The following is a 12,795-nucleotide window of genomic DNA, read 5'->3' as shown; positions in this document are numbered from 1 at the left end:
TATTGTTAATTTTTCAACAAAATTATTTTTCTTAAATCCTCAATATAAGGTAGTTTCAACGCAGAGCAAAGCAGTAAATAGGCAGGAATTCCTATAAAAATTGATAAAAAAATATTTATCCACATATTAACATTAATTGCAAACAATTTACTGTGTATAATTATAACAATTATTCCCATAATTGTTGATGCTGTTATCGGTTTTATAAACCAATTTAAATAGTCTATTCTTAATCCTGTCATTTTTATGAGTTCAAACATATTTAGCATTAAAATAAAAGCATCGGCAAATATAAAGCTATATATATATCCAAAAAGTCTAAGTTGTGGCATGGCGGTTAAGTAATACATACCTATAATACAGACTCCCAACCATATAATAGAATTTTTTAAAACTACATTTTGCTTTCCTAATCCATGGAGAATGCTAGCCACCACCGCTTCTAAAAATGCGAATATACTTCCCATGGAAATCGCTCTCACAAAAGCCCCTACTCCTGGGGAAGAAGGATACAAAAGCTGAGAAATTTGCTCAGGAAGAGCTAAAAATAAAATTATAGCAGGAAAAGCTATTAAAGTAGTATAGCCAATTGCTTGGTTAATCCTGAGTCTTACTGTATTCCACTTTTTTAGAGCAGCTGCTTCAGAAACTGCAGGAAGTACAGTAGTGGAAAGACTTGAAGTTATAACTGCTGGCATGTAAGCAAGAGGTACTGCCATACCCAACATTTTGCCAAATTCAGACATCGCTTCACTGTGAGTGAGACCTGAGACAACAAGTCTTGAAGGAATTATTAAAGATTCCGCTAAATCCAACACATTTACAATTAATTTTGAAAAAGTTATAGGTATGGAAGTAACAACTAACGTTTTTGTTATAGAAAAAGTATCCCATTCCTTTCCATCATAAGGCATTTCTTTGTTTATAATTTTTACTTCTCTTTTGTAAAAAAGTATGTACATAAGAAAACTGACAATTTCACCTACAGATATGCCAAATATAGCTATCGCTACTAAATATTCAAGTTTCGCTCCTGTGAAAAGTTGTATTAAATATAAAGTTGTTGATACACGTACTATTTGTTCAACAATTTCTGAAACTGAAGCAGGTATCATATTTATAACTCCTTGAAAAAATCCCTTAAACACTGATGAAGAAGTAACAATGATAAGTACCGGTGCAAAAATGAGAATTGATAAAAGTGCTCTTGGTTCGTGAAGTAACTTTTCAGCTACGTACCTAGCATTAAAAAATAGCAACAAAGCAATAGTAAAAGCAAACATTAATACTATCAAAAAAGTAATTTTTAAAATTTTAAACATATTTTTTTTGTTTCCTTTTGCTCTTTCTTCTGAAATAAAGCGAGAAGTGACAGCCATCGTACCAGAGGTTAAAAAAGTTATTGAAACAAAATATATAGGAAGAACTAATTGATAAATACCCGTACCTTCCGGGCCTAACATATTTGATAAAATTATTCTAAAGATAAATCCAATGCCTCTGTCTATAATATTGGCAATAGTTAATATAAAAGCACCGCGAATAAAAGACCTATTGTGCATAAAGAACACCTCACAATAGTTTATTCGCAGTGCTTTTTATATATGAAAAAAACCGGCAGTATGCCGGTAGTAAAGGGGGATTAGGGGGAGAAATTTTTAAGTACATAAAATTGAGGGGGGTTAAGATTTACACATTCCTAAGGCTTCCTCTCCCTATTGGCAGAGGTGATAAATTCACATTACCTCTCTTCCGCCAAATATTATGCATCATTTGATGAAAAATGTCAAGATTTGATTTAAATATTTTTTTATATGAAATTTTCCCTGCAGTTTTGTAAAATTATTAATCACTGCAAATAAATAAAACTGCAGTAAACCTTTTTCGTAAGTTTTAGAAGAATATTTATAAATAAATCCAGTTTGTTGACAAAGTTAAAAAATATTCAAAGGAGATATTTTGCATCGTCGCTCCGATGCTCCAAAGCGACAAAACTAATTTTTCCCAAATATTTTTTAACCTTTCAAATAATTTTTTAACCATTTGAGTTTAAATATTTTAAAACTGTAGAGACGTGTACAGCAAGGCCAATTTTAATACACTCCTCATCAATATTAAATTGGTTGTTATGTATAGGTTTATCTATTCCTTTTTCTTTATTGCCACACCCTAATTTATAAAAACTGCCAGGGACTTTTTGCAAGAAATAAGCGAAATCTTCTACTCCCATTGTTGGTGCCACTTCTATTACATTGCCTTCCCCTAGCAAAGGAAAAGCGGTTTCTTTTATGAGGTCTGTCATACCTTTGTGATTTACAAGGCAAGGATAACCTCTTGTTCTTCTAAATTCTACTTCTCCTCCCATAACTTTTGCTGTGTTATCGCAAATCTTCTCTACCATCTCAACAATCTCATCTCTTTTTTCTTCTTCCATCATTCTTATAATTCCAGACATCCTCACTTTGTCCGCTATTATATTTCGTGCGTATCCTCCTTCAATAGTGCCAATAGTTAGCACTATAGGACTTAATGGGTTAGCTTTTCTACTAACGACTGTTTGGAGTATATTTACAATATTAGCAGCAATCACTATGGCATCCACCGATTTGTGAGGCTCAGCCCCATGACTACTTTTGCCTTTTACAATTATATCAATCATGTCAGAAGAAGCATAAGCCTTTCCATAGGTTATCCCTATTTGCCCCACTTGAAGTTCTGGGTCTACATGTAGTCCTATTATAGCATCAACTTTAGGATTTTCTAAAACTCCTTCTTCAATCATCGGAAGAGCTCCCCCTGTTGTTTCTTCCGCTGGTTGAAATATAAACTTAACATTTCCCTTTAACTTATCTCTCATATTTGCCAAAAGTTCAGCAGTACCAAGAAGTATAGCTGTATGCACATCATGCCCACAAGCATGCATTCTTCCTGGAATCTGCGATGCATATTCTACATCATTTTCTTCTTGAATTGGGAGAGCGTCCATATCTGCTCTTATAGCTATCGTCTTGCTTCCATTGCCTTTAAGGGTACCCACAACGCCAGTTTTAGCAATTCTCTTTACTTCAATCCCTAAATTTTTTAAATAATCATAAACAACTTCGGAAGTTTTTGTTTCTTCAAAACCTAATTCAGGGTACATGTGTATTTTTCGCCTTAATTCTATTACTTCTTTTTCTATTTTTTCAGCTTCTTTGAGAATATCCATCCTAAATCCCACCTATTTTTTAATATTTTTCTATGTCTACATGCAAAACATTCTCAATTTTCTCGCCTAATAGCATTTCTGCCGTTTTGATAAAATTATCTTTATCTCCACTTACAAAAAATTTTGTCTTACCAATAATTTGAGGATTTAATAAATCTTTCTTTAATAAATAATCTTTCACATCATAAGCTAGTTTAATTGCAGGGTCTACTATTTTTACATTTTCTCCTATTATTTTTTCTATAACTTCTACCATTAAAGGATAATGAGTACAACCTAAAACAAGAGTATCTATCTCTTTTTCTTTTAATTCTTTTAAACACTTGTTAGCAGTTTCGTAGGCTATTGGCGAATTGTATAGCCCTTTTTCAATAAGGGGGACAAATTCAGGACATGCCTCTTGGTAGACTTTAATATTTTTATCAATAATTTTTATATTTTTTTCATAGCTTTTGCTTTCAACAGTTCTTGTAGTTGCAATAACACCTATCTTTTTGTTTATAGTATACAGGACAGCGCTCTCTGCCCCTGCTTTTAAAACATCAAAAAGAACCATATCATATTCGCTTTTATCTATAACTGCACAAGTAGTATTGCAAGCTATTACTACGGCTTTGACTTTTTGCTCTCTCATAAAATTTAAAATCTGTTTTGCAAATTTTTTTATCTCTCCTTCACTTCTATCGCCATAGGGAACTCTTTTTGTATCACCAAAGTAAATATAGTTTTCCCCTGGTAAAGCCTCAACAAGTCTTTTTAGTACTGTAAGCCCTCCTACTCCAGAGTCAAAAACACCTATTGGTCTTGAGTCCATTTCACCACACCCTAATAAAAATTTAAGCCAATTAATTATTCACACCATGGTAATTATTATATCATAATTTATTTATTAGGTTGTAAGATGTATAAAGAAGCTTTTGAACTGACATCTACCATTTTTTCTACTTTAAAGTTTTCTTTTAGTTCTTTTTTAACTTCTTTTACAAAATTAAAATAATCTCCACCTTCCAACCATTCCACAAATGAAGTAAAAAAGTCTCTGTTTTGATTGTAGTCATGAAGAATTACATAATGCTTTGCGACCCTTGACATTTCTTTATATAATATTTCCCGCTCCTTCTTTTTAATACCATGAGCCACATAAGAAGCTGTAACCACATCAAAAAAATTATCTTCGAAAGGAAACCCTTCACCTGGATTTATCTTATATGCCTTAATATCCGTGTTTTTCAACCTTTTCATCGCTTGTGCTAACATACCTGCAGAAACTTCCACCCCAGAAACCTCAAAGCCAGCTTCCCTTAATACATAACACAATGCACCTGTACCACATCCGACATCTAAAAATTTTATGTAATTTCCTAAATCAATATGTTCTTTCAAAATAGCTAAAACTTTCCTATAATATTCCACTTGAGAATTAAAAAACCACCCGTTTTTACATGGTCTTTGGGTATAATTTCTCCCCATTTTAAAAAATTAAGGCCGATGTTAGAAGATATTATACCATAATTTTAGCCAATTAAAAATGCCAGGTTTACACCTGGCTTACCAAAGCAATATCTTTTCTATAGTACATCCCTTCAAAGCTTATTTTTTCAATTTCTCTATAAACTTTCTCTCTCGCTTCTTCATATGAATCCCCTATTGTGGTAACAGCAAGCACTCTTCCTCCTGATGTGACAATTTTACCATCTTTTAATGCCGTTCCTGCATGGTATACAAAGGCCTCTTTTACTTTTTCTAACCCCGTTATCTCAAAACCTATCTGATATTCCCCGGGGTAACCGTTTGATACCGCAACAACACATACAGCCTTTTTGTTTTCCCATTCAATTTGTATTTTATCAAGTTTTCCTTCTATGGTAGCTTCCATTATATCAATAAGGTCTGTTTTTAAAAGGGGCAGTACAACTTGTGTTTCAGGGTCTCCAAATCTTGCATTAAATTCTAAAACCTTAGGTCCTTCTTTTGTAAGCATTAAACCTGCGTACAACACTCCTTTATATACAATGCCTTCTTTTTGAAGTGCCTTTACCATTGGTTTTAAAATACTTTCCATTACTTCTTTTAAAGTTTCTTCCTCAAGATAAGGATTTGGTGCAATGCTTCCCATACCTCCAGTGTTAGGACCTTTGTCTCCTTCATAGACCTTTTTGTAATCCATAGCAGAAACCATAGGTAAAATATTTTCTCCATCTGTAAATGCGAATACTGACGCTTCTTTTCCAAAAAGCATCTCTTCTATTATTACTATATCTCCTGATGCACCAAATATCCTTTTTTTCATCATTAAGTCTAGAGCTTCTTTTGCTTCTATAAAGTCTTTTACAATAAACACTCCTTTACCTTGTGCCAGTCCATCTGCTTTCATCACAGCAGGATACCATGTCTCTTTTAAAAACTTCAAAGCCTCCTGATATTTGTCAAAGGCTTTAAACCTTCCAGTAGGAATATTGTATTTAGAAAGAAGCTGTTTAGTAAAATATTTGCTTCCCTCAATAGCCGCAGCACTTTTATTAGGCCCAAAGATTTTAAGCCCTGCTTTCTCAAATTCATCCACAATACCTTGTACCAGTGGCATCTCTGGCCCTACAACTGTTAAATCAATGTTATTTTTTATGGCAAATTCTTTAAGTTTTTCAATATCTCCAATTTTTATATCAACACATTCTGCCAAAAGACCTATGCCAGCATTTCCGGGAGCACAGTAGATTTTATCTACTTTAGAACTTTGTGAAAGTTTGTGAACAATTGCATGTTCTCTTCCTCCGCCCCCTATGACTAAAACCTTCATACAAATTCCTCCTCAATGTTTAAAGTGCCTTATGCCAGTGAATATCATTGATATACCGCCTTTGTCTGCAGCTTCAATTGATAAAGCATCGTTTTGTGAGCCGCCTGGTTGGATTATGGCAGTTATACCGCCTTTTACAGCCGCTTCCACAACATCTGGAAATGGGAAAAAGGCATCTGATGCAAGGACACTTCCCTTTGCTTTTTCGCCTGCTTGTTTGATTGCTTGTTCTGTCGGCCATATCCTGTTGACTTGTCCCACGCCAATACCTACTGTAGCTCCATCTTTTGCTAAAACAATCGCATTGGATTTTACGTGCTTTACTACCTTCCAGGCAAACCTTAAATCTTCCATCTCTTTTTGAGTAGGTGCTTTTTTAGTAACTACTTTCAAATTATTCTCATCTAAATCTATTTCATCCTTTTCTTGTACTAAAAGTCCGCCTTCTACTTTCTTTAAATCATATTCTTTTTCATATCCTTCTTTTAATCTCAATATCCTTAAGTTTTTCTTTTTCTTTAAAATCTCTAAGGACTCTTCTTCAAAGTCTGGAGCAATTACTATTTCTAAGAATATTTTTATAAGTTCTTCAGCTGTTTTAACATCTACAGTTCTATTTAATGCTACAATTCCCCCAAAAATAGAAACAGGGTCACTCTCATAAGCTTTTAAGTAAGCATTGTATATATTATCTGCAATAGCTACTCCACAAGGATTTGTGTGCTTTACGGCAACTGCTGCAGGCTCTTTAAACTCTCTTAAAAGTTCTATTGCGGCATTTGCATCGTTTATATTGTTAAAAGAGAGCTCTTTACCGTGCAGCTGCTCACATTCTGCAATGCCATAGGCTTTTATGGGATTTTTGTAAAAAGCCGCCTTTTGATGAGGATTTTCACCATATCTCATGTCTTGAGCTTTTTCATAGGCAAAGGCCATAACTTCGGGAAACTCTATGTTATTTTTTTGTATCAAATAATTGTATATCAAAGAATCGTAAAGGGCTGTATGGCCAAAAGCTTTTGCTGCCAGATAAAATCTCGTCTCTTCTTTTGTATTGCCATATTGTTTTATTTCTTCAATGACTGTATCATAATCCTTTGGATCTACAAGAATAGTTACATATTTGTAGTTTTTAGCTGCAGCCCTTATCATTGAAGGACCGCCAATGTCTATATTTTCTATCGCTTCTTCTAAAGTCACATTTTCTTTGAGGATTGTTTCTTTAAAAGGATATAAATTTATGACAACTATATCTATTGGTTCAATGCCATGTTCTTTAAGAGCTTTAATGTGCTCTTCATTGTCTCTTATTGCAAGAAGCCCTCCATGAATTTTAGGGTGAAGCGTCTTTACTCTCCCGTCCATAATTTCAGGGAAACCTGTTATGTCTGATACCTTTACTACATTTACTCTATTTTCTTTAAGAAGATTATAAGTCCCACCTGTTGATATTATTTCATATCCTAATTCATTAAGCTTTTTGGCAAATTCAACTATGCCTTCTTTTTTTGAAACACTTATTAACGCTTTTTTGGCCATAGAATTGCCTCCTTTTTACAGTTTTATAATCCCTTTTAAAACTTTAATATTTTCACTTTTCTACCTTCGACTTTTAACTTCCCCTCTGTAAAAAGCTTAACTGCATAAGGTAAAACTTTGTGTTCTACTTCCAGTACTTTTTTTGCAATGGCCTCTGGCGTATCCTCTTCATCAATTTTCACAACTTCTTGAAGAATAATAGGTCCGGTATCAGCACCACTGTCCACAAAGTGAACAGTACAGCCGGTGTATTTTACTCCGTATTCATAGACCGCCTGATGTACCTTCATTCCATAAAATCCTTTGCCACAAAAGGCAGGGATAAGTGAGGGATGTATATTTATTATCTTGTTTTCAAATCTTTCTACAATTTCTCCACTGAGAATTGTCAAAAAACCTGCAAGAATTATTCCATCCGGATTCAATTTTTCAAGAAGTTTTAATAACTCTCTTTGGAAATTTTCTTTCAATTCTTTTTTGGGAAGGCAGTAAGTAGCAATTCCGTGTTTTTTTGCCCTTTCAAGAGCATAAGCTCCTTTTTTATCGCTAATGACGGCAATTATCCTGGCATTTATATATCCTTCTTCAATGGCATCAATTATTGACTGCAAATCAGTCCCGTTACCTGATGCCATCACCACAAGGTTCATAAAATTACACCGCCTTCGCTTTCTACTATCTCCCCTATTACATAAGCTTTTTCACCTATGCCATTTAATTTTTCTAAAGCCTTATCTACATCAGAAGGGTCTACTATAACTACCATGCCAATCCCCATATTAAAAGTGCGATACATTTCTCTTTCTTCAATATCTCCCAATCTTTGAATCAAGTTAAAAATGGTTGGAATTTTCCAACTTCCTTTATTTATTTTTGCAGCTATACTTTTTCTTAGTATTCTTGGAATATTGTCAATAAAACCTCCTCCGGTAATATGAGCCATTCCTTTAATTTTTAACTCTTTTAAAGCCTCTATTGACTTGACATATATTTTTGTAGGGGTAAGGAGTGCATCTCCTAAATTCATGCCAAGCTCTGGTATAAAGTCTTTTACTGAAAAATTGTTTTTCTCAAAAAAGACTTTCCTCACTAAAGAATAGCCATTGCTGTGAATTCCAGAAGAGGCAAGCCCAATTATGGCATCTCCTTTTTTTATTGATTTTGTATCAATCAGCTCTTCTTTTTCTACAATTCCTACACAAAAGCCTGCTAAATCATACTCTCCTTCTTTATAAAAACCTGGAAGTTCTGCTGTTTCGCCACCTATTAAAGCACACCCGGCTATTTTACAACCCTCTGCTATTCCTTTGATCACTTCTACTGCAGTCTTACTTTTTAACTTTCCAGTAGCAAAATAGTCAAGAAAAAACAAAGGCTTAGCACCAGTTACAATAATGTCATTTACACACATAGCTACAAGGTCTATTCCTACAGTATCGTGTTTGTCCATCATAAAGGCTATTTTAAGTTTTGTCCCAACCCCATCAGTGCTTGACACGATTACAGGGTTTTTGTAATTTTTTATCTCAAAAAGAGCTGCAAATCCCCCAATGCCTTCCAAAACATTGTCTGTCAAAGTCTTTTTTGCAATAGGTTTTATCATTTCCACCAGTTTATTGCCTTCATCTATATTTACCCCAGCATCTTTATAATTCATAATCATACACCTACTTTTTATTTTTTCTCAAAAAGATACTTGCTTCCTTCTTTTGGAACATACATAGGATAGTTGCCATCAAAGCAACCTGTGCAAATAGATTTAAGTCCTACACTTTTTATAAGCCCTTCAATACTTAAAAACTGTAGGCTGTCAGCTCCTATTAATTTGCACATCTCTTCAACTGACATCCTCGCTCCTATCAATTCTTTTTTTGTCGGAGTATCAATTCCAAAGTAGCAGGAATATTTAACAGGAGGTGAACTTATCCTCACATGAACCTCTTTTGCTCCCCCATTTTTTAATAGATTCACTAATCTCTTCATAGTTGTGCCTCTAACTATTGAATCATCTATTAAAACTATCCTCTTGCCTTGAACCAATTCTTTTAAGACATTTAGCTTTATCCTCACACCTGTCTCTCTATCCCTTTGGTCGGGAGCAATAAAAGTCCTTCCAATGTATTTATTTTTTATAAGTCCCTCACCCATTGGTATACCTGTTTTGAGAGAATAACCTCTTGCAGCGGCAATGCCTGAATCTGGAACTGGTACTACCAAGTCTGCATCTACAGGTGCTTCTTCAGCTAATCTTTTCCCCATCTCTAATCGTGTAAAATAAACACTTTTTTCATCTATGACACTGTCAGGTCTAGCAAAATAGATATATTCAAAAACACAAGGCATCTTTTTTTCTTCTACTTCTAACTTAACAGAATCTATTCCTTTTCCATCAATTATAACTATTTCTCCTGCTTCTACATCTCGTATCAACTCTGCTCCTATTACGTCAAAGGCACAAGACTCAGAAGATAAGAAATAAGTGTCATCTTTTTTGCCTATACAAAGAGGCCTTATACTGTTTACGTCTCTTATCCCTATTAATTTATTGTCTGTTAAAATCACTAAAGCGTATGAACCTTTTATTTGCTTTATTGTTTCTAAAAGCGCTTCTATTAAGCCCTTTTGGAAATTCTTTGCAATTAAATGAAGGATTATTTCGCTATCAGTTGTAGTTTGAAATATTCTACCGTCCTCCTCCAATTGGCCTCTTAGCTCTTCTGCGTTTATCAAATTGCCATTATGAGCAAGAGCCATATATTCATTTTTAAAATTAGCAACGAGGGGTTGAGCATTTATAATGTCATTGCTGCCTGTAGTAGAATACCTTACATGGCCTATCCCCATTTTTCCCTCTAATGTCTTTAAATTTTCCTTATTAAAGACCTCACTGACAAGTCCCAACCCCTTAATACAATTTATTTTTTCGCCATCATAAATAGCTATACCTGAACTTTCCTGCCCTCTGTGCTGCAAGGCTTGTAAGCCATAATAGATATAGGAAGTAACTGAAGTGGACAAACTAAAGGCACCGAAAACACCACATTCCTCTTTTAATTTCTCTCCATTTCCCATTTTATTCTCCCTCTCCAGCTTTCCTCTAAGACTTCTAAAGGAAGGTCTATTATTCTTTTACCATTTACCTCAATTGCAATATCTTTACCTTCTACAACTCCTACTTTTTGAGCCGGAACTTGGTATTCATAAGCTATTTTTAATACTTCCTCTACTTTTTCAGGACTTACAGTAATTAATGCTCTTGATTGAGATTCAGAGAACAACTCTACATCCTCTCTAAGAGAAGTTTGTAGCGAAATTTTTGCACCTTTTTTGCCTGAAATTGCACTTTCAACCAAAGCAACCACAAAACCGCCCTCTGATATGTCATGAGAAGAATTAATTAAACCTTCCTCTATAAGTTTTAACACTAATTCTTGCAATCTTTTTTCCTCTTCCAAGTCTATTTGAGGTGGTTGCCCTTTTACCATTCCAAAACAAACTTTAAGATACTCACTTCCCCCAATCTCTCCTTTATTCTCACCTAAAATTATAATTACATCTCTTTCTTTTTTAAAGTCCATTGTACAAATTTTTGATACATCCTCTATAAGGCCTGCCATTCCTATTACAGGAGTAGGATAAATAGCTCCCTCTTCATTTTCATTGTAAAGACTGACATTTCCGCTTACCACAGGGATTTGAAGAGTTTCACAGGTTTTAGCTATTCCAAATATAGAATTTTTTAATTGCCAATATATTTCTTTCTTTTCCGGATTGCCAAAATTTAAACAATCTGTAACCCCTATAGGTTTAGCGCCAACCATACAAAGATTTCGAGCTGCCTCCGCTACAGCAATTTGAGAACCTATATAGGGATCTAAATAACAATATCTACCATTACAATCAGTTGTCAATGCAACAGCTTTTTTTGTACCTTTTATCCTCACAACAGCTGCATCCATTCCTGGAGTTATTACTGTGTCTGTCCTCACCATATAATCATATTGACTGTATATCCATTCTTTACGCAACGTTTAAAGAAGAAATTACATCTTTTAGAGCTTTATTCATATCCTCTGGAGGTTTTATTTCATTTATATCCAACTTATTGACCTCTTTTTGCCATTTAGGCACTTTTTCTTCTCTAATATATTGAGGAGCATCTTCTGTTAAAGACTTGGCTGGAACTTCCGCAACTACTTTTCCATCTTTAATCACTCTTATCATTCCATCATCAGTGATTTTCCCTATTGTGGCGGCATTCAGTCCCCATTTTTTAAACACCTTTTGTACATCTTCTTCCTTGCCCTTCTCTACTACAACCAACATCCTCTCTTGAGATTCAGAAAGCATTATTTCATAAGGTGTCATTCCCTCTTCTCTCAAAGGCACTTTATCAAGGTCAAGCTCCATTCCAACTCCACCGCGGGAAGCCATCTCGCAAGAAGAAGAGGTAAGACCTGCCGCACCCATATCTTGTATAGCAACTACGGCATCTGTTTCAAAAAGTTCTAAACAAGCCTCCAAAAGCAGTTTTTCCATAAAGGGGTCGCCAACTTGAACAGAAGGTCTTTTTTCTTCTGATTCCTCGCTTAATTCCTGAGAAGCAAAACTTGCACCTCCAATACCGTCTCTCCCCGTAGTAGCACCTACTATCATAACAGGGTTACCTATACCTTTTGCTATCCCTTTTTTTATCTTGTCTTTTTCTACTATTCCTACACACATCGCATTTACTAAAGGATTTCCTTTGTAACTTTCTTCAAAATAGGTATCCCCACCTACTGTAGGAATTCCTATGCAATTTCCATAATCCGCTATACCGGCTACCACGTTTTCGATGAGATATTTAGTCCTTTTATCATCAGGAATTCCAAATCTCAAAGAATCTAAAAGAGCAATTGGCCTTGCCCCCATTGTGAATATATCTCTTATTATTCCCCCAACACCTGTAGCTGCTCCTTGATAGGGTTCAATTGCAGAAGGGTGGTTATGGCTTTCTATCTTCATCACAACTGCCAAATTATCTCCAATATCCAATACTCCTGCATTTTCTCCCGGTCCTTGTATTACTCTTTCGCCTTTTGTAGGTAAATATTTTAAAAGAGGTTTAGAATTTTTATAGGCACAATGTTCAGACCACATAACACTATACATACCTAATTCAGTTATATTAGGCTCTCTTCCTAATATCGAAATAATCTTCTCATACTCCTCATCAGTAAGTCCTAATTCTCTCCATATTTTATCCATC

The 12,795-nt window shown here is 34.7% G+C and carries 9 protein-coding genes and 1 pseudogene; all 10 read right to left on the bottom strand.

The annotated features are described in order from the left end of the window. Nucleotides 1-5 precede the first annotated feature (5 nt). Complete coding sequence (spoVB, locus tag M663_RS0109460; protein WP_029688742.1) at nt 6-1,562, bottom strand: stage V sporulation protein B; 1,557 nt, start codon at nt 1,560-1,562, stop codon at nt 6-8. A 473-nt stretch (nt 1,563-2,035) separates the two neighbouring features. Continuing rightward, nucleotides 2,036-3,208: a M20 family metallopeptidase gene (locus M663_RS0109455; protein WP_029688741.1), complete on the bottom strand. Its 1,173-nt coding sequence runs from the start codon at nt 3,206-3,208 to the stop codon at nt 2,036-2,038. A gap of 19 nt (nt 3,209-3,227) precedes the next feature. Beyond that, on the bottom strand, nt 3,228-4,022 hold the full coding sequence (murI, locus tag M663_RS0109450) for a glutamate racemase (protein ID WP_029688740.1): 795 nt from the start codon (nt 4,020-4,022) through the stop codon (nt 3,228-3,230). A gap of 68 nt (nt 4,023-4,090) precedes the next feature. Further along, nucleotides 4,091-4,621: a class I SAM-dependent methyltransferase gene (locus M663_RS0109445; protein ID WP_273702686.1), complete on the bottom strand. Its 531-nt coding sequence runs from the start codon at nt 4,619-4,621 to the stop codon at nt 4,091-4,093. Between the two features lie 124 nt (nt 4,622-4,745). After that, entirely contained in the window at nt 4,746-6,005 is a 1,260-nt protein-coding gene (gene purD / locus M663_RS0109440; protein ID WP_029688738.1) for a phosphoribosylamine--glycine ligase, read from the bottom strand. A 12-nt stretch (nt 6,006-6,017) separates the two neighbouring features. Beyond that, complete coding sequence (purH, locus tag M663_RS0109435; RefSeq protein ID WP_029688737.1) at nt 6,018-7,544, bottom strand: bifunctional phosphoribosylaminoimidazolecarboxamide formyltransferase/IMP cyclohydrolase; 1,527 nt, start codon at nt 7,542-7,544, stop codon at nt 6,018-6,020. A gap of 35 nt (nt 7,545-7,579) precedes the next feature. Then, nucleotides 7,580-8,194, bottom strand: a complete 615-nt coding sequence (gene purN, locus M663_RS0109430; RefSeq protein WP_003866805.1) for a phosphoribosylglycinamide formyltransferase — start codon at nt 8,192-8,194, stop codon at nt 7,580-7,582. Continuing rightward, on the bottom strand, nt 8,191-9,201 hold the full coding sequence (purM, locus tag M663_RS0109425) for a phosphoribosylformylglycinamidine cyclo-ligase (protein WP_029688736.1): 1,011 nt from the start codon (nt 9,199-9,201) through the stop codon (nt 8,191-8,193). Before purM ends, purN begins: the two co-directional genes overlap by 4 nt. Nucleotides 9,202-9,218: 17 nt before the next feature. Then, a complete protein-coding gene (purF, locus tag M663_RS0109420; RefSeq protein ID WP_029688735.1) occupies nt 9,219-10,616 on the bottom strand; it encodes an amidophosphoribosyltransferase in 1,398 nt (465 codons plus the stop codon). Beyond that, a pseudogene (gene purL, locus M663_RS14725) lies at nt 10,595-12,794 on the bottom strand (phosphoribosylformylglycinamidine synthase subunit PurL). The gene purF and the pseudogene purL overlap by 22 nt, the downstream one beginning before the upstream one ends. Nucleotide 12,795: the final 1 nt, after the last annotated feature.

This window comes from Thermoanaerobacter sp. A7A, assembly GCF_000445185.1.
Lineage (GTDB): Bacteria > Bacillota > Thermoanaerobacteria > Thermoanaerobacterales > Thermoanaerobacteraceae > Thermoanaerobacter.
This window is presented reverse-complemented; position numbering and strand designations above follow the sequence as displayed.